The organism is Mucilaginibacter sp. P4_C11 (assembly GCF_056402115.1).
Genome location: NZ_JBFUIA010000019.1, coordinates 26,655 through 47,604, shown reverse-complemented (window position 1 = coordinate 47,604; position 20,950 = coordinate 26,655). Strand labels below are relative to the sequence as shown.

General features: G+C 43.7%; 19 protein-coding genes. 11 read left to right on the top strand and 8 right to left on the bottom strand.

What is annotated here, in order from left to right; genetic code table 11:
* Positions 1-46: 46 nt before the first annotated feature.
* The 3 genes from AC1DU2_RS18060 (at position 47) to AC1DU2_RS18050 (ending at position 2,228) form a co-directional block, all read left to right on the top strand.
* Complete coding sequence (locus AC1DU2_RS18060) at positions 47-772, top strand: YebC/PmpR family DNA-binding transcriptional regulator (protein WP_477362614.1); 726 nt, start codon at positions 47-49, stop codon at positions 770-772.
* 144 nt (positions 773-916) lie between these two features.
* Positions 917-1,132, top strand: coding sequence for a DUF2442 domain-containing protein (locus AC1DU2_RS18055; RefSeq protein ID WP_477385738.1), 216 nt, complete (start codon positions 917-919; stop codon positions 1,130-1,132).
* Between the two features lie 88 nt (positions 1,133-1,220).
* Positions 1,221-2,228 carry a hypothetical protein gene (locus tag AC1DU2_RS18050; protein WP_477385736.1) on the top strand — a complete coding sequence of 336 codons (1,008 nt, stop codon included), beginning with the start codon at positions 1,221-1,223 and terminating at the stop codon, positions 2,226-2,228.
* A gap of 317 nt (positions 2,229-2,545) precedes the next feature.
* On the opposite strand, the gene AC1DU2_RS18045 is transcribed toward AC1DU2_RS18050, so the two are convergent.
* The 3 genes from AC1DU2_RS18045 to AC1DU2_RS18035 all read right to left on the bottom strand — a co-directional run bounded on the left by AC1DU2_RS18045 (position 2,546) and on the right by AC1DU2_RS18035 (position 6,111).
* Positions 2,546-2,989 carry a DUF1569 domain-containing protein gene (locus AC1DU2_RS18045; RefSeq protein WP_477385734.1) on the bottom strand — a complete coding sequence of 148 codons (444 nt, stop codon included), beginning with the start codon at positions 2,987-2,989 and terminating at the stop codon, positions 2,546-2,548.
* Between the two features lie 238 nt (positions 2,990-3,227).
* Positions 3,228-5,660: a TonB-dependent receptor domain-containing protein gene (locus AC1DU2_RS18040; protein ID WP_477385732.1), complete on the bottom strand. Its 2,433-nt coding sequence runs from the start codon at positions 5,658-5,660 to the stop codon at positions 3,228-3,230.
* Positions 5,661-5,766: 106 nt separating this feature from the next.
* Entirely contained in the window at positions 5,767-6,111 is a 345-nt protein-coding gene (locus AC1DU2_RS18035) for a hypothetical protein (protein ID WP_477362624.1), read from the bottom strand.
* Between the two features lie 114 nt (positions 6,112-6,225).
* Between AC1DU2_RS18035 and AC1DU2_RS18030 the strand changes: the two genes are divergently transcribed.
* The 3 genes from AC1DU2_RS18030 to AC1DU2_RS18020 all read left to right on the top strand — a co-directional run bounded on the left by AC1DU2_RS18030 (position 6,226) and on the right by AC1DU2_RS18020 (position 8,430).
* Positions 6,226-6,783 (top strand): RNA polymerase sigma factor, encoded by a 558-nt coding sequence (locus AC1DU2_RS18030; RefSeq protein ID WP_477385730.1) that lies wholly within the window; start codon positions 6,226-6,228, stop codon positions 6,781-6,783.
* Complete coding sequence (locus AC1DU2_RS18025; protein ID WP_477385728.1) at positions 6,780-7,202, top strand: hypothetical protein; 423 nt, start codon at positions 6,780-6,782, stop codon at positions 7,200-7,202. Before AC1DU2_RS18030 ends, AC1DU2_RS18025 begins: the two co-directional genes overlap by 4 nt.
* A 325-nt stretch (positions 7,203-7,527) precedes the next feature.
* On the top strand, positions 7,528-8,430 hold the full coding sequence (locus tag AC1DU2_RS18020; protein WP_477385726.1) for a VOC family protein: 903 nt from the start codon (positions 7,528-7,530) through the stop codon (positions 8,428-8,430).
* Positions 8,431-8,621: 191 nt separating this feature from the next.
* Here AC1DU2_RS18020 and AC1DU2_RS18015 read toward each other — a convergent pair whose 3' ends face one another.
* Positions 8,622-9,431 carry a helix-turn-helix domain-containing protein gene (locus AC1DU2_RS18015; RefSeq protein WP_477362632.1) on the bottom strand — a complete coding sequence of 270 codons (810 nt, stop codon included), beginning with the start codon at positions 9,429-9,431 and terminating at the stop codon, positions 8,622-8,624.
* A gap of 345 nt (positions 9,432-9,776) precedes the next feature.
* On the opposite strand from AC1DU2_RS18015, the gene AC1DU2_RS18010 reads away from it, so the two are divergent.
* Positions 9,777-10,451 (top strand): energy transducer TonB family protein, encoded by a 675-nt coding sequence (locus AC1DU2_RS18010; protein ID WP_477385724.1) that lies wholly within the window; start codon positions 9,777-9,779, stop codon positions 10,449-10,451.
* Positions 10,452-10,504: 53 nt separating this feature from the next.
* On the opposite strand, the gene AC1DU2_RS18005 is transcribed toward AC1DU2_RS18010, so the two are convergent.
* Both AC1DU2_RS18005 and AC1DU2_RS18000 read right to left on the bottom strand, forming a co-directional pair.
* The gene (locus AC1DU2_RS18005) at positions 10,505-10,696 is read right to left on the bottom strand and encodes a hypothetical protein (RefSeq protein ID WP_147054918.1); all 192 of its coding nucleotides are present in this window, start codon (positions 10,694-10,696) and stop codon (positions 10,505-10,507) included.
* 185 nt (positions 10,697-10,881) lie between these two features.
* Complete coding sequence (locus AC1DU2_RS18000; protein ID WP_477362636.1) at positions 10,882-11,376, bottom strand: thioredoxin family protein; 495 nt, start codon at positions 11,374-11,376, stop codon at positions 10,882-10,884.
* Between the two features lie 481 nt (positions 11,377-11,857).
* On the opposite strand from AC1DU2_RS18000, the gene AC1DU2_RS17995 reads away from it, so the two are divergent.
* A complete protein-coding gene (locus AC1DU2_RS17995) occupies positions 11,858-12,619 on the top strand; it encodes a phosphosulfolactate synthase (protein ID WP_477362638.1) in 762 nt (253 codons plus the stop codon).
* 599 nt (positions 12,620-13,218) lie between these two features.
* Here the strand turns inward: AC1DU2_RS17995 and AC1DU2_RS17990 are convergent.
* Complete coding sequence (locus tag AC1DU2_RS17990; protein ID WP_477385721.1) at positions 13,219-15,921, bottom strand: hybrid sensor histidine kinase/response regulator transcription factor; 2,703 nt, start codon at positions 15,919-15,921, stop codon at positions 13,219-13,221.
* Between the two features lie 356 nt (positions 15,922-16,277).
* Between AC1DU2_RS17990 and AC1DU2_RS17985 the strand changes: the two genes are divergently transcribed.
* Both AC1DU2_RS17985 and gldD read left to right on the top strand, forming a co-directional pair.
* On the top strand, positions 16,278-17,078 hold the full coding sequence (locus tag AC1DU2_RS17985; RefSeq protein ID WP_477362642.1) for a shikimate dehydrogenase family protein: 801 nt from the start codon (positions 16,278-16,280) through the stop codon (positions 17,076-17,078).
* Positions 17,075-17,653, top strand: coding sequence for a gliding motility lipoprotein GldD (gldD, locus tag AC1DU2_RS17980; protein WP_477362644.1), 579 nt, complete (start codon positions 17,075-17,077; stop codon positions 17,651-17,653). Before AC1DU2_RS17985 ends, gldD begins: the two co-directional genes overlap by 4 nt.
* 234 nt (positions 17,654-17,887) lie before the next feature.
* On the opposite strand, the gene AC1DU2_RS17975 is transcribed toward gldD, so the two are convergent.
* A complete protein-coding gene (locus AC1DU2_RS17975; protein ID WP_477385719.1) occupies positions 17,888-19,867 on the bottom strand; it encodes an alpha-ketoacid dehydrogenase subunit alpha/beta in 1,980 nt (659 codons plus the stop codon).
* 105 nt (positions 19,868-19,972) lie between these two features.
* On the opposite strand from AC1DU2_RS17975, the gene AC1DU2_RS17970 reads away from it, so the two are divergent.
* Positions 19,973-20,824, top strand: a complete 852-nt coding sequence (locus AC1DU2_RS17970; protein WP_477385717.1) for a DUF4198 domain-containing protein — start codon at positions 19,973-19,975, stop codon at positions 20,822-20,824.
* Positions 20,825-20,950 lie beyond the last annotated feature (126 nt).

Genomic DNA, 20,950 nt, shown 5'->3' with positions numbered 1-20,950 from the left:
CCCGTCCATGGTTTATAGGCTATGGACCATCGACAAAACAAAAGTTATGGGAAGAGCATTTGAATTCCGCAAAGAAAGAAAGTTTAAGCGCTGGGCCAAAATGGCGGTGCAGTTTACCCGTTTAGGGAAAGAGATTGTAATGGCCGTAAAAGCAGGTGGTGGCGATATTACTACTAACTCGCGTTTACGAACAGCTGTGCAAAACTCAAAGGCGGTAAACATGCCTAAAGACCGCGTTGAGGCCGCTATAAAACGCGCCACCAGCCGCGATGAAAAAGATTACGAAGAACTTGTTTACGAAGGCTATGCGCCTTATGGCGTTGCCGTTTTGGTTGAAACGGCTACCGATAATACCAACCGTACTGTTGCCAACGTACGCAGCTATTTTACCAAATATGGCGGTTCGCTGGGAAAAACCGGGTCGTTAGATTTTATTTTTACCCGCAAATCGGTATTCACCTTTGAGCCGGGCGACCGCGACCTGGAAGAATTAGAGTTTGAACTGATTGATGCTGGCCTGGAAGACCTGTTTGTTGAAGCAGATGAAGAAGGAAAAGATATCGGCGTTATCCACACCGCGTTTGAAGATTTTGGAAAAATGCAGAAAGCGCTGGAAGAAGCCGGAGTTGAAGTAAAATCGGCCAAACTGGAGCGCGTACCACAATCATTCCACGAAGTAACCGAAGAACAGGTGGTTGATATTATGAAACTGATTGACCGTTTGGAAGAGGACGACGACGTACAAGCGGTGTACCATAACATGGCGGAGTAAACTTTGATTTGAAAATTTGAAGATGGCAGATAAGGTAACAATTTGAGGATTTGAAATGGTTTGATAAGGCAGAAAGCATTTTCAATTATTCGTGTCTTTTTCATTTTCAAATTCTCAAATGTTCAAATTCTCAAATTAAAAAACATGCCACTATTCAGCTCACGTAAGGAAGAAAAAAAAGTAAAGGTAACCTTTGCCAACGGCCTGCTTTTTGTTGAAAAACCCGATGGTAAGCAACAGGCCTTCCCGCTGGAGTGGTTCCCTAAACTGATGAACGCTACCGACGAGGAACGTGACGACTGGAAAAAAACAGATAAAGGCATCCATTTTAATCAATTGGATGTGGACGTGACTTTATAGAGTCAAGATACAAGAATCAGGAATCAAGAGTTTTGAATACGGGCGATTTGTCTTGATTCCTGGCTCTTGATTCTAACATTTAATTCCTATGCTATTCGAAGAGTTTTTTAAAAAGAAAAGGATTGATCTTGCTGCTTTACAAGTAGCCGAGGGATTGTTGTTTTCGGAATTTAAAGACCACTTTGAGCAAATGGGCGAGAAAAGTTTTGACCATAGCAAAAAATACTGGTTTAATAAATTAAGGCGCCGGTTCCCTTTGGCTGCCGAAATTAAAACCGAGCGGGTACATATTGCCAACCCTTTAGCCGAGCAAACTATTACCGAAAGCCTGATAGAGCCCGGCAACACAGCACCGCCTAAAATTGGGTTTACACCAAAATTCAGGGCTACAGCGGTACCACCAAAACCAGTTAACGAAGCAATTGAAGAAACAAAACCCGCAGAAACATCAACGCCATCAGAAAATATAGCACCCAAACCGGCATTTAAGCCGCGTTTTAACCCGGGCATGGTAAAACCCAAAGCTGCTGAAGGCGCGGACGCTATTGAACAAAAACCGGATGTTGCCGATGGAGGAGTTACACCGCCCACAGAAACACCTGCTGCCAGGCCCGCTGGTTTTAAACCACGGTTTAATGCAGCAATGGTAAAACCAAAGCCTGCCGAAAAAAGCGAAGCCCCTGCCGATACGCCGGAAGTAAAAGAACAACCAACGGCAGCAGCCCCCGAAACGCCTGTTGCCAAGCCAGGCTTTAAGCCACGGTTTAACGCGGCCATGATGAACCCAAAACCCGCTGAAGGAACTAAGCTCACTGCAGAAAAACCGGCAGAAAAAGAAGAAATGCCTGTTGAACCCACGGCAACACCCGCTGCAAAGCCGGGATTTAAGCCCCGGTTCAACGCGGCCATGATGAAGCCGAAACCAATTGCAGAAGAGGAGGCAGCCCCAGCACCGGAAGTAACCGCCCAGCCAGCTACACCATCAAAACCCGAAGCAAGCGCTGATGAACCCGCCCAGGAAACGCCTGCCGCAAAACCTGCCTACAAGCCCAAATTCAACATGAAAACCCTGCCGAAGAAACCGGAGCAGGAATAATATACAACATAAAATTTGCGCTGCGTTTTACCCTTTCTTCGAAATTTGGGAGGAAAATATCGTCGTAATGAAGGCTGTCATGCTGAGTTATAAAATTTTTCAAAATTCTGAAGGAGGAATGACATCATAAAAAGGGCTGTCATGGTGAGCTCGTCGAACCATAGCGGGCAAAGGCCTATCCGCGCGACCCTTCGACAGGCTCAGGGTGACAGGCGCACGCACCTCGAAAATAGAACATGTCATGGGTAGCCTGTCGAACCATAAACGGCAAAGGCCTCTTCGTGCTACGCTTCGACAAGTTCAGGAGGCTACAACTTTTAAGCTCCAAACTGTCTCAAATGGTGATCGATATGTTTATAGGCAAAACAGCCTATTTGCTCTTTGGTCATTTTGCCAAAAAAAGGGTGCACAAAATGGTGGTTGGCAAAATTTTCTTCCTCATGTATCAGGCCTATCCATTTGGCTTTTTCGGCCTCCACATCGCCCGTGCCGGTAATGTTAAAACCCGGCACAGTAGGCATGTTTTTTTTGACGGGGCTATCGTCTTTTAGCATGCCTTTCAGGGCCATTTTGCCAAACAGCTTCCCAATAAATGATTGCTTGTACATGGTTTTACCCAATACCATTTCTTCCCACAGGCTGCAATGTTTCAGCATCTGGTAAACGGTCATTTTGCCCCATTGTGCGGTGCTGTTTTCATTGAGGGTGCCTATACGGGTAATAATTTCGGCACGGGTGCCTTTGTCAAAAATGGTTTTCATGGATGGGTAAGCGGTCTTTTTAGGTTGGTTTAAAAATAGTTAATTATTGGTGATGATAACAGTAGCCATTACTTATTTTGCTTAAGCAAAACTATCGGATAAATACCAGCACCAATAGTCCTGCTTATGACAAATAAGGGGCATAATGCGACAATGCCACTGGAATCTTCTTCATTTAACCCTGTCCCGTTGTTTTATTCTTTGCAAAGGCGAACCTGCTTTTCGGGTTCTCCCGTTTTCAATTCGACAGATCATCATTCCTGATCTCGTTTTTACTCTTTTTGATACCATCCCGCAAACCTCCAAAATTATAGTTCAGGCTGATGTTAAAGGACCGGAAATATTCCCTGCCGGTGCTGTATTGTGAAAAGTTAGGGCCAAAGGTCTGATTTTGATTGTTGCGGTATTTGGTGAATGGGTTTTTGATACCCGCAGCAAAACCCAGCTTGTTTTTTATTAACTCTTTGTTTACTCCAAATGCTGTACTTACCATCCCGTTTGAGGTGCCCTGCAAGCCGTTGGGGTTACGGCTTATCACATTCACATCAGCATTAATGCGCCAGCCGTTACTAACCTGGAAGGCGTTGGATAAAGCAAGGAAATAAATGTAACGGTTATTATGGCTAATAACGCCATCATTTGGGCCAGATAGCCACAGGTACATCAGGTTGCCATTTAAATTCACATTATACCATTTGCTTACCGGGTAACCCATGTTAAAGTTAGCACCCAGGCTTTGGGCCTTGCCCACATTGGCATAGGTGGTGTTGGTTACCTGCGTTGCATTGTTAAAATGAGTGACCTTAAGATCGAGGTTGTTCATGAACGAATAATCCAGCCCGATATTTACTGACAGCTTTTTGTTGCTGCTATAACCCGCCTGCACATCATTTAACATCACGGGGCGTAGGTTTGGATTGCCGGTTGATTCGATGTTTGGGTTAGAACGATCGATATATGGATTCAGCCTGTTTATTCCCGGCCTTCTTATCCGTTGTGAAAAACCGAAATTAAGACTGCTCTCGTTCTTGAAATTTTTGCTTACTGCAAATGACGGAACAACGTTAAGGTAATTTTGATCAGCAACAGACCCGGATGAAATGAAATCGGCCCGTGTCACAGTTTGCTCAAGCCGTACCCCGGCGCTAATGTTCCAGCTTTTTAGTGATACCTGATAAGAGTTGTAAGCGCTATAAACATTTTGAGTATTGGTATACAAATCTGATAATGATGGGGCCAATTCAAACTCGCCGTCGGCGGGGTTTAATGTGTTATACCTGAAATCACTTGCATTGTTTCTGAATATAGCTTTCACTCCGGCTTCCACATTTACCATTTTTACCGGTGTTACAAAATCCACCTGGACGGTTTGCTCCCTGAATTTTTCGTGATCATATTGCTGGTAGTTTGGCGCTGCCTGGTTAACCTGGTTTAAAAAGCTGATATCAGTGTTCTGGTTACTGGGATTTGTACTGTATTGATAAGAAAATGTCAGAAATCGGTTCCTTACAGATTTAAAGCCCAATTGGTAATTCAGCGCTGCATCAATACCGTAAGATGTGCCTGTATTATTATTCAAAAGGTCATAATGCTGCGGCGCAATGTTAGCCCCATTTAAAGCAGAAGAAAGGCTGCTGCTGCTGTTTGAACGGTTCCCATTAATGTTGAACTGGCCGGAGATGAGTTTAAGAGAGTCGATTTCATAACTTAACTGTGTTCCGAAATAGGCATTTTTATTATTTGATTTGCCGGAACCCTCCTGCTGCAAATTCCCGGCAGATTCACCTGAACTTGTCCTGCTATTGGAGAAACTGGTTTGCGGAGAATTATATATACTTGCCCCACCGAATGCCGACACACCAAATTTGCCCATTTTAGCAGTAAATGAACCGCCAAGTCCAGGGCCGCCAACCGGACCGCTTTCATTCACATTCAGTGTTCCGTTATAGCCATCGTTCACTTTTTTATCGGTGACGATATTAATAATCCCGGCCAGGCCTTCGGCATCGTATTTAGCCGGAGGTATGGTTATCACCTCAATTTTCCGGATGGTAGAAGCAGGCATACTTCTGAGTATGGCTGTCAGGTTGCCATTCACCATGCTTGAGGATTTGCCGTTAATAAGTACCTTATAACTGGAATTCCCTTTTAGCAAAATATTGTCACTGCCATCTAACGAGATAAAGGGAATTTTACGCATCATGCCTAAAACGCTGCTCCCTTTGCTTTCCGGGTCAGCCTTCAGGTCATAAACAACCCTATCAGCCTTTTGATTAATGATGGGCCTGTCGGCAGTAATCGCCACCTCTTTTAACGAGGTAACTTGTGCTGCAACGAAAATGTTGCCCAGGTTGGTGTTTCCAGACATATCGACAGTGATGGCTTTTTGCCGATAGCCTACAGCCACAATGGTTATATGGTAACGCATGGTTTGTAATGCCGAAAAAACAAACAGGCCGCTATCTTTTGTTACCATAGCCCGCACCGGCTCGCCTTTTTCATCTTTTAACCTAACGGTGATGAATGACAACGGCTCGTGACTAACAGAATCAATTATTTTACCGGATAAGCGATAAGCTCCTGGGGCAGATTGCGCCAGCGCAGCTTTATTAAGCATTAATAATGCACTGATAATTAATACTATGTAGATGGAATTAAGTTTAGTTTTCATTGTGATAAAAATTTTAATGGTAGAAAATTTGGGATGTAGTTATCCATTAAGGGCTGCGAAGCGCTTTTAAGGGATGTAAAAAATTAATTGGATGTGTTAGCCGGGCTTATTGCTGCCTGCCTTTTTTTCTTTGAATGGCTAAATAATAAGTCAGGAACCCGGCGGATATAAAGATCGTTTCGACACCGTACGGCAGCGGCGAATCTTCGGCGCTGTAGGGGATGTATTGCATAGTTACCAGGCCAATGCCGGCAAAAAACAGGATGATGCCCCACTTTAATGATTCGGTACCAAAGCCCGAGAGTTGTGCTAAAAATTTAACCGAGCTTTCATTCAGCGGCCCGGCATCCAGTATCCTGTTCTTGAGCCTGTAATTAAACAGGGCAACAATCAAAACTGCTAATATGATGAAAAACACTATGAGGATGATAAAAGGAAGTAACTGTTTCATGATGTTGTTATTTTAAATGATTTGATACAGTAGTCAGCAAAATAAGATAATCGGTTGCAATTATTTTTTATTATTTTTTGCAACCGTTTTGCGCTGCCGGCTGACTACTGTAATATGTTAAATGAAAGGGAAGTTATATCCAGGATAATTAAGGGAGATTTCCGCGCCTTTGAGCTATTAGTAAAAGAATATGAAAAATTGGTATTCTTTGTAACTAACCGCATTGTACAGGATTTGCAGGATAAGGAGGATATTTGCCAGGAAGTTTTTATTAAGGTACACCATAGCCTGCCCAAATTTAAATTTGAGTCGAAGCTTTCTACCTGGATAGCCCGTATTGCTTATTTAACTGCCATCGATTACACAAAAAAATATAAAAACCAACGACAGAATGATTACCCGGAAAATTTAGACAGCTATTATTTTACCAATGAAACTCCTGAGCAGGTTTTAACAAAAAAGAACATTTCCGAATATATTAACCAACTGATAGCGCAAATGCCGCTGGCCTACCGAACAGTACTAACATTGTATCACTTAAATGAATTTTCGGTACAGGAAATAGAGCAGATTACCGGCACGCCCGAAGGAACTATAAAAAGCAATTTGTTCAGGGCGCGAAAACTGTTGAAGGAAAAAATAGAAAAAGACACCAAAAATGAGCTACTATGAAAGAGCTAAAGGACGAAGAAATACAGCGGTTGCTGGAATGTGACCTAAAATTACCCGGCGATTCGCTATCGGCAGATGAACAAACAAGCCTGGGGCAGTACCAGCTTTTGTTTGAAAAACTGAAAGAAGAGCCCAAAGAGGGTTTGCCATATAACTTTGCTTCAAAAGTTAAAGCACGTTTACAGGCACAAATCAACCGGAAAAAAGACATTCAATTTTATTTAGTGTCTTTAGTTGTATTGGCAACTGGTTTTGCGGCTTTTTATAAATTGCTGGCATTTGTTAATACCAACGCAAGCAACCAGCTTTTTGCAGTTGCCTTTAAATTTAAATGGATTGTTATTTTAGGCGCAATACTGTTTTTAGGAATACTGTTTGGCGATCAAAAACTGGTAAAAGAAAAGATTATAAAAAACTAAAAGCAATAATCCACTCCAGGTTCATAACACGAAGACACGGATTCAGGTGATGTTCCCCTATATCGAAATCGGGCAAGCTTGTTTTTTCAAGCTTATCCGATTTTTTTGCCCCTTGTTAAATAGCCTGAATGAAAAATAGGAGGTTTAAGGTAGTTTAACAGCCCAATCGCGCGTTAAATCCTGTCGCAATACACCCCGCAAATTGTCCCGGATGCCCATGTGCTGGCAACAAAAAATCATTTAATTTTGAGATAGTTAAATAGCTGCCATTAAAAATTAATGCCGGCAAATTTTAACGTTTTATCAACACCAAAATTATTTACCTATGTTACCCATCAAACCACACCTCTGGTTCGACCAGGATGCAAAACAAGCAGCTGAATTTTACGCATCGTTCATGCCCGGTTCGGCCGTCAATTATGCCAATCACTTCCCAATGCCCGGTGGCGAATGTGAAGTAGTAGAATTTACTATTGCAGGCCAGTCGTTCTTCGGCATTAGTGCCGGGCACAAACTTGGTATCAATCCGTCCATTTCATTTATGGTCAATTTTGATCCCTCGCGCAACCCGGATGCTGACAAACATATCGACGAAGTATGGAATAAACTTAGCGAAAACGGCAAAATAATGATGCCATTGGATAGCTACCCTTTCAGCAAGCGGTATGGCTGGGTTGAAGATAAATATGGCGTATCATGGCAACTGATGCTAACCGACCCAACCGGCGAAGAAAGGCCTGTAATAGTCCCTTCGCTACTGTTTACCCCACCGGTTGCAGGTAAAGCCAATGAAGCAATCGACTTTTACTGCTCCGTATTTAAAGATAGTAAACGTGGTACCACTGCATTGCGCCCCGAAGATATGGGACCAGATAAAGCAGGCACACTCTTGTTTGCCGATTATTATATTGATAAAACCTGGCTGGCCGCTATGGATAGCGCACATTCGCATGGTTTCAATTTTAACGATGCGGTGTCGTTATTAATCCCTTGTGAAACCCAGGAAGAGATTGATTACTATTGGTCGGCGCTTTCAGCTGATGGCGAAGCGGGGCAATGCGGCTGGTTAAAAGATAAATTCGGCGTATCGTGGCAAGTGGCCTCTACCGTTATGTTCGATGCGCTCAAAAACGGCAGCCCCGAACAAATTGCGCGGGTTACGGAAACTTTTATGACGATGAAGAAAGTTCAGGTCGCAACCCTGCAACAGGCCTATAATGGCGAGTGACCAATTCCAATTACCTTAAGCCACAATACTCGTAAATAATCGGTGGATACCCGGTTAGGCAATTAAATCGCTAAGTGTGTGAAAAGAAAAAGCCGACAAACATCTGGGAAGCGGCTCGGGTTTAGTTCGATGGCCGCTATCATGAAAACGGGAACTCCAGGTTGAAAAATCGGGGGCTCCCGTTTTGTATTCTATTTTTGCAGCAAACCATTGGGTGGATATCCAAACAGGTTTTTGAATGCATATGAAAAGTGCGACAGGTTCTCGAACCCTGCTTCAAGATACACATCGTTAGGTTTGCGCTTATTTTCGGCAATTTGGTAGTGGGCCAGCTTTAACCGTTTTTCTGTCAGCCATTTTTGGGGTGTGGTATTATATGCTTTTTTAAAATCGCGCCTGAATGTGGCCAGGCTGCGGCCGGTTAAATAGCCAAACCTATCTAAGGTCATATTAAACATATAATGGTGTTCCATAAAGTCGGCAAGGTTTATTTTGCCGGGCTCGGCAAAGTTGGCCAGCAAGCCGTCTACACTGTTATCAATTGACCGGAGGATACTGATGGCTTCTTCAATTTTTATATGGGCCAGGTCGGCAGGCAGGCTTTCGTCAAGATCGAAATAAGGGATTAACGATGCAAGGCAACTTTCCAGTAAAGGGTGTTTGGTAAACCTGTACACCTTTTGCAACGGTTGTACCTTGCCAACAGCCTTATGTCTCGAGTAAAAATCCTTCAGTTTCCCTGTAGTGAGGTGCATGGCCACAGCCTTATGCGGCTGGCCATCCTTGGGGTAATTAATAACCGTTGCCAGCTGATTGCGCGGAACCAAAAATATATCGCCTGCGTTAAAAATATAGCTGGCCTCGGCCTGTATAATTTTTGTTTCGCCCGAAATAAACCAAACCAGGATGTGATGCTCAAACATCACTTCTGTTTTAAAACACTTCCCGCTAAAAAGCGATAGCTTAATATCGGGGCTAATATATTGCGTCTCAAATTCCATATGATCGAAGTAAATTTACAAAATAAATCAGCCCGGAAAGCTATTGGTGATGGATCCGGATATCTGATGCATCACCAATAGGCATGAAAGAGATAATGACACATTTGCATGGCGGCGACGACTCACCCGGCGAGGCTTCGCCGTAAAGAGGGGCTTGGAAGCCAGCAATGAATAAATGAAAATTTCCAGACTTACGAAGTTTTAAAAACTTCGTAAGTCTTTCGTCAATACGTTATTGTTGCTTCGAAATCTTATGGTTTGCAATAGCCTAAGCCTTTGTTCATATCACCCAATATTCTTAATCTCTCCAAACATTATTCCCGTTTTATTGTCGATATTTATAGTATGATAAAGCGCCTGCTCATCAGTATAATAGCATTAACAGCTGCATTTACCGCAGGTGCCCAGCCTGCGTTTAAGGGCGGACCGCGTGCCCTGGATAATTTTCTGAAATCAAAAATAGTTTACCCGGAGTATTCTAGCCGCAACTGTATTTCAGGTACGGTAAACGTAGCTTTCCGGCTGGATAAGCAAGGACGGGTAACCGATGCCAAAGTACAACAAGGCCCCGGAATTGACCTGGACGACGAAGCCCTGCGGGTTATCAAGTTAACCTCCGGCTTATGGGTGCTGCCTGCTGGTTATAACCCCACAACCAACCTGGTGCAGCCCATTAGGTTTGATCCCGATCAAACGCGGTGTGGGCAGTCAACTACCAGGGATATGCAGGCGGCCATCACTGATTATAAAAACAGGCAGGAACTTGAAAACGCGGTTACCAACTACTACATTAACAAGTACCAGGGCAAGGCCGATCTATCTAAAGAAAACACTATCATAGCGCTTAAAAAACAACTGGGTTTTGATGACGAACTGATAGATGATATCCTTAACAAGGCCGCCGAGAAATTAAAACAAAATGATATAGCCGGCGCCTGTACCGACTGGAACTTCATCCGTAATATAGGTAGCGATAAGGCGGATAGCTTTATCCAAAAGTACTGCAGCAAAAAGCCCTGACCAGCGTACTGACCAGGGCTCCCTGAGTTTGTGTGAGAAACAGATGTTGTTGGCTAAATTGCCAGTTCAACCTCTCCGATGGCCAGCAGCATAAGGCGGCCCTGGTATTCAACCCATACATCGGCAAAACCATTACTATCATAGCCTAAAAATTTCATGATAGGGCTGCCAATGTCCAGGTTCTTCCACCTTTTACCAATGTACTTAAGTAACTGACCTCGTTTAAGAGTGGTGTGCTTTGCCATAAGTTTGATTTTTAAGGGTGAAACAATAAACTAAGTTAATTAACAATTGAGAAAATATTTAACCTTTAGAAAATAATTTTTCTTTTGTATCGGGTTTATTACAAAATAAACCCGTGTTGTATTATATCTATAAATAGATGTTTTTGTAAACAATTGCTTGCCAGTAGCTTAGCTTAAAAAGGGGTTTATTTGGTTTTGTTGTAAACTTTAGGGTCAAGTGCCTCTGGCGACCAGCCCTTAAAAAACTCCAGTATTTTATTCTTGTTATAGCCTTTACCTTCTTCCAGGTATTCGGAATTTTGGGTATGCAGGCGGTTGCCCTTATCATCCAGTATAATAAAAACAGGGAAGCCAAAACGCTGCGGGTAGCCAAGGCTTGCCATTAAAGCGTCGTTAGTATTTTCCTGGCTATAATTTACATGCAAAACTATGTAGTTTTTGTTCATGTAGGTATTAAGTGTAGTATCGGCAGTTACCTGGTTATTAAACCTGATGCACCAGCTGCACCAGTTGCCTCCAATTTGCAACAGTACATTTTTATGCTGGCTGGCAGCCTGTTTAACCGCCGCGGTAATTTCGGCCCTGGCGTTGGCAGCCGGGTTGTACAAAGTTGGCTTGTCCTGTGCATTAGCTCCAAAAGCAAATAACAATACAAGGGCAATTAAAAACAGTTTTTTCATAGTAGTTAAGTCAAGCCCAATTTACAAAAAAGAAAACTCAACTATCAGTTGATGTTGAAAATTATTGCAGTAAATCAACAAAAAAGCCTCAAAATGGGCACTTGTGAACACATTGTGGAAAACTCTAAAATTGAATGATAGTTTAAGAATAATAAATTTGATATAACATACCCTAATAACACCCATTTGTAGCTTTACTTTGAATACCGATACGTGCAGGCGCTTTATTTAAACTTGAGTTTTTTCAGTTATAAATAGTTAATATGTGTGAAAGCCCTGCGCCATGCGGGGCTTTTTTTGGACAGGATTTTCGAGATTAAGCAGGATTCACAGGATTCTTTTTAAATTTTCAAATCCTCAAATGGTACGCCATCCGCACATCTGTTTTAATTTAACATTTCCTTCATTTTTCCTATGAATTTTTTTACGACCTTTGCCGGCGTTAGTACTTTTAGTTATAGGCTATAACCAGAACAGCGATATGAATTACACCATCAATAATTTACCCGAACGTACAGCTAAACCCCGCGACAAGGGCATTACCATGGTAATGGACAAAGGTTTAAGCTTAAGGCAGGTTGAAGATTTTATTGAGGTTGGCGCCACACATACCGATATAGTAAAACTGGGCTGGGCAACATCATACGTTACCCCCAACCTGGATGAAAAGATAAAGCTGTATAAGCAAGCCGGAATCCCGGTATACTTTGGCGGCACTTTGTTTGAGGCCTTTATTGTACGTAACCAGTTCGATGATTATTGCCGTCTGCTGGATAAATACCAGTTGGAGCATTGTGAGGTATCAGACGGCTCAATCACTATTGAGCACGATGTTAAATGCGAATACATCCGCAAACTAGCCAAACAGGTTACCGTAATATCTGAAGTAGGATCAAAGGATGTGCAAAAGATTTTTGCGCCCTATAAATGGATCAAGCTCATGAACGCCGAAATTGAGGCCGGTTCATGGAAGGTTATTGCCGAAGCCCGCGAAAGCGGTAATGTAGGTATCTATCGCGATTCGGGCGAAGTAAGGCAAGGCCTGGTTGATGAGATACTCACCCAGATACCCGAAGGCACCATTATTTGGGAAGCCCCGCAAAAAGCCCAACAAGTTTGGTTTATTAAGCTTATTGGCGCCAATGTAAGCCTGGGCAACATAGCCCCCGCGGATATTATCCCGCTGGAAACATTACGCCTGGGCATCCGAAGCGACACATTCGATCATTTTTTGAGTTTATAATTAACCTTACCATACACTGCCGAGCCCCGGGATGTTTTCCCCAGGGCTTTTTATATAGTAAAATTTAGGTTTGGAATGCGGGCCGAGATATCGGGGATCAGGAAACAAATCCTGTTTACAACCTATCTTGATTCTAAACTCTCGGTTCTTGACTCTTTTTACCCCGATATCACCACAGCCGTTAGATAACTGTGGGATATATCGGTTAAGCCAAAAACCGTGGGGCAAAAGGGTACAATTGGATATTTACAGGGACAATTACTTATCCGTTTTATAAAACTTTTTAAAACACCTATCGCAATAATAATGCTTAAGCGACATCCATGGCAGCAACGTTTTAATCAACGCCCCTCTGCGGATTCTTTGGCAGGCATTGTTTTTACACCGCGGACAGCTCACAGAGGTTTTGATTGGTAGCGGGGTAGTATTTTCTTTTAACATTCGTTCGTTAACTATAATATTCATAAACAGGCGCACTTTGCATTACACAAAGGTGGGCCAAACCATGTTAACAAAACTGCCATTTTGCATTATGAAACTGCCAATTGAGATAATGAAACCGCCTTGTTACTTCTTTTAAGCAATTTTTTAACCATCGGCTATAGTAATTCACTCACATCGCGGCCATATTGCTCTTTGAACAACTTGCTGAAATATGCAGGTGTATCAAAGCCTGCTGCATATGATATTTCGGCAACGGTGCGGTATTTTCCGCTCTCGATGGCCTCACGGGCAATTTGTAGCCTAATGGCGCGGATGTATTTGTTAGGTGTTAAGCCCGTGATGTTTTTAATGCGCCGGAATAACTGCCGCTCGCTTATGGCCAGGTTATAGCTTAGCGTAGCTAGGTTTATATCTGTTTTGCCGACCTGCGCCCTCACCAATAATTCTATTTCGGCTAGCCAGGCAAGGTCGGCCGGCGAAACAGGCTGAATTTCTGATAGACTATCAGCTGCATCTGCTCCACCTATTTCCTCCAGTTCATAAGCCGTTGTAACCGCCCTTGCTGTAGCGTTGTTGATCAGGTTGCCGGTACGTGCAATAAGCTCGGCACTTACAAACGGTTTGGTTATATAATCATCAACCCCGGTGTGCAGCGCTTTTAGTTTATGGTGATGATCTGCCAGTGCGGTGAGCATAATAACCGGGATGTTGCAAAGCGAAGGATTTTCTTTTAGTTTTTGCAGCAGGGTAAAGCCGTCCATGTGCGGCATCATTACATCTGATATAATCAGCGCCGGGATATTAGGCAGGGCCTGCAGCCTGGCAAGTGCTTCAATTCCGTTCAATACCGTAACCACGTTATAAAACGGCGCTAAAACACTCATTACATAAGCGGCCATTTCGTGATGATCTTCTACCAGCAATATGGTTTGTCTTTCGTTATGATGTATATCCGGTTGCAAGTTTGCGGGGGTTGGCAGCTCATTGGTTAACGGGGCTTTATTGTGACTTTCTGCTGATATATAAGGTATCTGCACCGTGAAGGCGGTACCGGCGTTACATGCATTTTCTATTTGTATCGCGCCACCCATCAGGTCGGTAAATTCGCGGGTAATGGCAAGCCCTATGCCGGTGCCACCTTCGGGCACATCATCTTCGCGCCGGCCCTGGTAGTAACGGTCAAAAACATGGGGCAGGTCATCCGGGTGAATCCCCGTACCCGTGTTAGCAACATTCAGCATAATCATACCCCCGGCAATCTGTACTGTTAACGTCACCGAACCTAACGGCGGGGTAAATTTCACCGCGTTGCTGATCAGGTTATTACATATCTTTTCAAACTTATCTTCATCAAGCAGTGCAAAAGTATCCTCCGCGATGTCGCAAACTAACCGGTAGCTGATTTTTTTATGTTCCGCTGCAGATGAAAATCCCTGGTATATTACTTTTATAAACGAGGCTAATGCCACGGGAGTTAACTTCAGCGTTAGTTTGCCGGCTTCCAGCTTGCCAAGGTCAAGCAACTCGTTTACCATGTTTAACAACTTTTTGCAGTTACGCAGTATGGTCATCAAATTATTTTGTTGCGGTTCTTTATCTAGGCCTTCGGTGGTATTGAGCAATTGATCGGCTGGGCCAAGTATCAAGGTTAGCGGGGTGCGTAATTCATGACTGATATTGGCAAAAAAACGAGTTTTAAGGGCGTCCAGCTTTTCCAGCTGTTTATGCTCTTCTGTCATTAATCTTGCCTCGCGCCTTTTTTTGGCAATAAGCCAGTTGTACAAAATACCGGATGCAATAACAACAAGCAATGCTATGGCGATAATATAATTACGCTGAACAGATAGCAGCCGGGTTTGGTTAGATGCTATAAGCAGGCGTTTGTCGGCACGGTATTTTTTATCAAGCTCGTTTGCCTCGCGTGCGGTTTCGGCGGCGGTTATACTGTCATTTAGCTTATGAAAAAGATCAGAATACCTCAACGCGTTCTTATAATCGGCAATACCCAGGTACGATTGGTTAAGTTGGCTGTATATATTTCTTTGTAAGGATATACTGGTTTGCAAAGCAGGTTCGGCTACTATTGCCTTCTCGCCATATGCAATCGCCTTTTTAAAATCACCTTTAAGCCGGTATAAAGTCATCAACTCATTCAAGTTGTGTTTCTCCAATGATTTAAAGCCTCCCTTTCGGGCAATCTCCATCGATTCTGACAGGGTTTTTATCGCCCGGTCTTCCTGTTTGTTACGTATGTACAACCGCGCCAGGTTGCCTAAGTATCGGGCCCGGGTAAAATCGCTCACAAATTTCTTATAACGGGGCTGTAGTATCTGTTCCAGAATATTTGCCGCTTTTTCATTAGCGGCATAGGAAGTGTCAACTTCGGATAGAATGTTTGATATATGGCTTAAAGCAAAAGTATAGGATGCCGTATCTTTAATGCTGAAAGCATCATCTGCCGCCTGCCGGGCAAACGGTAAAGCTTGTTTTACATTTTTAATAACGCGGTAAATATCGGCCAGGCACATTTTTGCATCAATGCCCGCCGCTTTCCATCCGCGCGCCTCGCACTCTTTTAAAATACCAAAGGCCACATTTAAAGCTTCTACGTTTTTACCCTGCCGGCTCAGCATATAGGCCACCATTGTTGCTGATCGTTCGAAGGTTGTGGTATCGGCCGGCGATGAGACCTTTACAGCCTGCCGGGCAAAACCCAACGCGTCTTTTTCGTTGCCGCTACCATATGCCTGGTAAGCCTGCGCCAATAGCACCCTTGCTTCAAAAAGCTGGTCGTGATTTTTCCTTGCCGAGTCGGTTAGTTTTTTTGCGAAAGTTGCTGCCGAATCAGCGTTCTTCATTTGCCGCAGCAGTTTAAGCTGTGGCTCCTTGTTTTTTTGTTGCGGGTAAGCCATCATGGTGCTTATTAGCAGCAAACAGGCCAACAGATATCTTTTCAGATGCAAAATTAAAGATTGATTATCAGGGGGCATAAACAGTTTCCTAAAGTACATTTTTTCTTAAAATTCGCATGGGTATTTCTTAAAAACAGACGTTTTTACCCTTAAGTCAAGTTTTTTTACCCTTTTTGTTTTTTCTTTCTTTAAAATCAATAACAATATTTGCTTGTTCTTAAGTACAGTGATTTTGATATGGCACTTATCATTTCTGTGTATATCTTTAGGCTTTTATTTTAGGCGATACTAAATAAACATACATGAAACACTACGGGCTTATAGGCTTTCCGCTTTCGCATTCATTTTCGAAAAAATATTTTACCGAGAAATTTAAAACCGAAGGCATTGAAGATGCAGTTTACGATGTGTATCCGCTGGAACATATTAAAGATTTACAGGACTTGCTGGATGAACACCCTAACCTTGTAGGTTTAAATGTTACTATCCCCCATAAAGTTTCCATTATACCATACCTGGATTGGGTTGAGCACGATGCCCGTACAGCAGGCGCCGTAAACTGTATTTGCATAAGCGCCGAAAGCCCCTTGCAGGCTGCATTTACAGGCGAGGTTGGCATTACCGGCCACGATTTTAGGCTGGAAGGCTATAACACCGATTTGTATGGTTTCGAGATGTCGATAAAACCACTCATCAAGGATACGAATGACGAGGCCCTGGTTTTGGGCGATGGCGGCGCGGCAAAGGCGGTACGCTGTGTATTGGAAAATATGGGCATTACCTACAAAACTGTTACCCGCAAACCACATCCCGATCATTTACTATTCAGCGATTTGAAACCGCAACATATCAAACACCATAAAATCATCATCAATACCACGCCTGTAGGCACATCGCCGAATATTCACGAATGCCCACCGATACCCTACGAGGCCATTACCGATGAGCATTTACTGTACGATTTGATTTACAACCCCGAGGAAACCCTGTTTTTAAAACAAGGCCGCGAACGTGGCGCAACCACCAAAAACGGTTACGAAATGCTGGTATTGCAGGCCGAAAAATCATGGGAGATATGGAATACTAAAGACCTGCGTGTATGAGGTATTTAACATCACTGGTTTTAGGTTTATTTGTTTTAGCTGCCTGTGGCGGCAATCATGATTACTCGCCCAAACCCCGTGGCTACTCCCGCATTGTGTTCCCCAAAAAGGAATACCAGGAATATGATGGCGACTGCCCCTATAGCTTTACTTACCCTAAATACGCTGTTATTGAGCCAGACAAGAGCGGTAATGCAAAGCCGTGTTGGGTAAACATGCAATTTCCTGTTTTTCATGCCACGCTGCACTTGAGCTATCAGCCGGTAACCACCAAAAAAGAATTTAACCAGCTAACCGAGGATGCCCGCACCTTCGCTTTCAAGCATACCATAAAGGCCACATCAATTGATGAGGGCATTATTGCTTATCCGGAGCGCAAGGTATACGGCATTTACTATACCATTGATGGCAACGCGGCATCGTCGGCCCAATTTTTCCTTACTGATAGCACAAAAAATTACCTGCGTGGAGCTCTTTATTTTAACAACGAGCCACGCCTTGACTCGGTACAACCAGCCCTGAACTTTGTTAAAAAGGATGTAGAGGTGTTGATTAAGAGCTTAAAGTGGAAGTAGGGGAGAGAATCAAGAGGCAAGAATCAAGAATTAAGACTTTTTTTCGGGGTGAAGAGGCTGTATCATAAATCATGATCAGCCTCTTTTTACGTGATTTATTCGGATACCTGATGGAGTCAATTTTCTTACAGGCGATTCTCAGACGGTTATTTTGACTTATGATACGGCCTCTTGGTTTGGCCAATAAACGTCTGCAGATAATTGCGGCTCTATTAGCTTTCAACAACAAAGCAATCAATACCCCAGCAATTTATCCATCATTTCCGCCAATCTTGCTTTGGCCAAAAACTGGTCTTCCAGTGCTTTATTCATGGGGATGGCCGTATCCAGGCTACCGCAGCGCATTACCGGGGCATCCAGGTATTTAAAGCAATGTTCGGCAATGTGAGCTGCTATTTCGGCGCCGAAGCCGCTGGTGAGCGTATCCTCGTGTAACACCAACGCGCGGCCTGTTTTTTGCACGCTTTGCTCTACAGCGTGCTTATCCCATGGCAGCAGGCTGCGCAGGTCGATGATCTCTAAGGATAATTCAGGATGTTTGGCCGCATACTCCAGTGCCCAGTGTACGCCCAAACCAAAGGTAATGATGGTAGCTTTTTCGCCTTGTTGTACAATGTTGGCCTTGCCAATTTCTATCAGTACATCATCATCGGGCACGGGACCGTTAATGCTGCGGTACAGGTATTTGTGCTCAAAGTAAATAACCGGGTTGGGGTCGTCAATTGCGGCCAGCAGCAAGCCCTTGGCATCGGCCGGGAAAGCGGGGTAAACTACTTTAAGCCCCGGCGTTTTTGTAAACCAGGCCTCGTTACTTTGCGAGTGGAAAGGCCCAGCACCAGTGCCTGCACCGGTTGGCATGCGTACAACCATATCAACAGCCTGCGCCCAGCGGTAATGGGTTTTGGCCAGGTTATTAATAATCTGGTTAAACCCGCAGGTAACAAAATCGGCAAACTGCATTTCAACAATAGCTTTGTAGCCGTTGAGCGCCAAGCCCATACCTGCGCCCACAATGCCAGATTCGCAGATGGGCGTGTTACGCACCCGGCCTTTGCCAAATTCTTCTACAAATCCCTGGGTTATTTTAAACGCGCCGCCGTATTCGGCAATGTCCTGTCCCATAACTACCAGGTTGGGGTATTTGCGCATACCCTGCCGCATGCCATCGCTAATGGCATCTATATATCGTTTATTGGTTGCCGGGCTTGCAAGTGGCTGGTTTGCCGGGAATTGGTATGGCCGGTACATATCGGCTACTTCGGTTTCAATATCCGGCACAATATCAGCCTCACTGTAAACCTTTTCAAATTCCGATTCGATAAGCGTTGTAAACTCTTTCCTGATCACCGGGATCCATTCGGGTAGCAGCACGCGCTCATTCAGTAAATATTTCTCAAAATTAGCCAGCGGATCTTTTGCGCCCCACCACTCAAATAAGTTTTGCGGCACGTATTTGGTCCCGGAGGCCTCCTCATGCCCGCGCATCCTGAAGGTCATACACTCCAGCAAAACCGGGCGCGGGTTTTCGCGGATGCTGTTTTTAATATCGGTTATGGTATGGTAAACCTCTAAAATATTGTTGCCATCAATACGGCGGCCTTCCATGCCATAGCCTATGGCTTTATCAACCAGCTGACTGCAATGGTATTGCTCATTGGTTGGGGTTGATAAGCCGTACCCATTGTTTTCGATAAGGAAAATAACGGGCAAATTCCAAACCGCGGCAATGTTTAAGGCCTCATGAAAATCGCCTTCGCTGGTGGCGCCTTCGCCGGTATAAACCAGGGTGGCTTTATGCCGGTTAGATAATACATCGGCTAGCGCTATGCCGTCGGCTAATGCCAGCTGCGGCCCCAGGTGCGATATCATCCCGATGATTTTGTATTCCTGTGTGCCAAAATGGAACGACCTGTCGCGCCCTTTGGTAAAGCCCGAAGGTTTGCCCTGCCATTGCGCCATTAAGCGCGAAAGCGGGATATTACGCGTTGTAAAAACACCCAGGTTGCGGTGCATGGGCAAAATATATTCATCATCGGCCATAGCCAGGGTACTGCCAACGGCAATGGCTTCCTGCCCTATGCCCGAAAACCATTTGCCAATGCGGCCCTGCCTTAACAGGATGAGCATTTTCTCCTCGACCATGCGCGGCAGCAACAGTTTTCTGTAAAAAGACAGTAAAGTGTCGGTATCAAGGTTTTTACGATCAAAAATCATAAGGTAAAACTACTGAAGTTTTTAAATGGCAAGGCCCCCAACAAGGTCAAAAAATAATTTTTTCGGGTTAAACTTTGTATGTTTGGTAATTCCTAACTGAAAACGATGAAACGATTTGTATATTTATTATTGGCGGTGTTGTTAATTATTGGTTTTACGGCCTACGCGCAAGATTTCTTTTTACTGCCGGGTAGCTTCTACATGAAAAAAGGCGATAACATTAACCTGCACCTGTTAAGCGGTAATGAATTTGCAAAAGAGGGAGAGTACAAATACGACGGCGCCAAGATCTCAAAGTTTGTATTATACGAAGGAAAAAAGCAGACCGACCTTGGTAAATCGCCAAAAGATACGGCATCAAACATATTAAACTACAAACTGGAAAGCCCTGGTTTGGCTACCATCGAGGTTATCAAAAGTGAGAATGTAGAATCGGAAAGAAACAAGTTTTTAAAATACCTGAGCAGCGAAGGGCTTGACCAAATTGCCGAAGAAGCAAAAGCCAACAATCAGCAATACTTTGTAGAAAAAACAACCCGTTACTTAAAAACGTTGGTAACTGTTGATAAGCCAACCGACCGGGATTTTGATAAACCGCTGAACGAGGAATACGAAATTGTAATTAAACAAAACCCCTACAAAGCCGATTACGGCGATGATGTTACTGCCGAAGTTCTTTTTCATGGTAAGCCGTTAAAAGATGCCGTAGTTATTGTGTACGTAAAAACTATCAACGGTAATGTTTATCCCCAGAAATTGAGCGCTGATGCAAACGGCCTTATATTTTTTAAACTAAGCCGCGAAGGGATATACATGCTAAGCTCGGTACATATTGAAGCATCGAAAGATAAAAATGCCGATTTTGAAAGCTGGGGCACTACCTACACTTTTGCTTTTACCAATAACGGCAGCATGCCCGATACCTATCGCGAATTTGGGTTTGGCAACAAACATTAAAGCATAAATTAAGGAGTTATAATCGATTTAAATATCCAATACTGAACGTCCAATATCGAATAATGAAGTGAATACTTCGGTATTGGAGCTTCAACATTCATTATTCGATATTATTTGCGCTTATCT

What these genes read in the sequence shown, in the direction of transcription:
- AC1DU2_RS18060 (WP_477362614.1), top strand. Translation starts at nt 47, where the DNA reads ATGGGAAGAGCATTTGAATTCCGCAAAGAAAGAAAGTTTAAGCGCTGG.
- AC1DU2_RS18055 (WP_477385738.1), top strand. Translation starts at nt 917, where the DNA reads ATGCCACTATTCAGCTCACGTAAGGAAGAAAAAAAAGTAAAGGTAACC.
- AC1DU2_RS18050 (WP_477385736.1), top strand. Translation starts at nt 1,221, where the DNA reads ATGCTATTCGAAGAGTTTTTTAAAAAGAAAAGGATTGATCTTGCTGCT.
- AC1DU2_RS18045 (WP_477385734.1), bottom strand. Translation starts at nt 2,989, where the DNA reads ATGAAAACCATTTTTGACAAAGGCACCCGTGCCGAAATTATTACCCGT.
- AC1DU2_RS18040 (WP_477385732.1), bottom strand. Translation starts at nt 5,660, where the DNA reads ATGAAAACTAAACTTAATTCCATCTACATAGTATTAATTATCAGTGCA.
- AC1DU2_RS18035 (WP_477362624.1), bottom strand. Translation starts at nt 6,111, where the DNA reads ATGAAACAGTTACTTCCTTTTATCATCCTCATAGTGTTTTTCATCATA.
- AC1DU2_RS18030 (WP_477385730.1), top strand. Translation starts at nt 6,226, where the DNA reads ATGTTAAATGAAAGGGAAGTTATATCCAGGATAATTAAGGGAGATTTC.
- AC1DU2_RS18025 (WP_477385728.1), top strand. Translation starts at nt 6,780, where the DNA reads ATGAAAGAGCTAAAGGACGAAGAAATACAGCGGTTGCTGGAATGTGAC.
- AC1DU2_RS18020 (WP_477385726.1), top strand. Translation starts at nt 7,528, where the DNA reads ATGTTACCCATCAAACCACACCTCTGGTTCGACCAGGATGCAAAACAA.
- AC1DU2_RS18015 (WP_477362632.1), bottom strand. Translation starts at nt 9,431, where the DNA reads ATGGAATTTGAGACGCAATATATTAGCCCCGATATTAAGCTATCGCTT.
- AC1DU2_RS18010 (WP_477385724.1), top strand. Translation starts at nt 9,777, where the DNA reads ATGATAAAGCGCCTGCTCATCAGTATAATAGCATTAACAGCTGCATTT.
- AC1DU2_RS18005 (WP_147054918.1), bottom strand. Translation starts at nt 10,696, where the DNA reads ATGGCAAAGCACACCACTCTTAAACGAGGTCAGTTACTTAAGTACATT.
- AC1DU2_RS18000 (WP_477362636.1), bottom strand. Translation starts at nt 11,376, where the DNA reads ATGAAAAAACTGTTTTTAATTGCCCTTGTATTGTTATTTGCTTTTGGA.
- AC1DU2_RS17995 (WP_477362638.1), top strand. Translation starts at nt 11,858, where the DNA reads ATGAATTACACCATCAATAATTTACCCGAACGTACAGCTAAACCCCGC.
- AC1DU2_RS17990 (WP_477385721.1), bottom strand. Translation starts at nt 15,921, where the DNA reads ATGAAGAACGCTGATTCGGCAGCAACTTTCGCAAAAAAACTAACCGAC.
- AC1DU2_RS17985 (WP_477362642.1), top strand. Translation starts at nt 16,278, where the DNA reads ATGAAACACTACGGGCTTATAGGCTTTCCGCTTTCGCATTCATTTTCG.
- gldD (WP_477362644.1), top strand. Translation starts at nt 17,075, where the DNA reads ATGAGGTATTTAACATCACTGGTTTTAGGTTTATTTGTTTTAGCTGCC.
- AC1DU2_RS17975 (WP_477385719.1), bottom strand. Translation starts at nt 19,867, where the DNA reads ATGATTTTTGATCGTAAAAACCTTGATACCGACACTTTACTGTCTTTT.
- AC1DU2_RS17970 (WP_477385717.1), top strand. Translation starts at nt 19,973, where the DNA reads ATGAAACGATTTGTATATTTATTATTGGCGGTGTTGTTAATTATTGGT.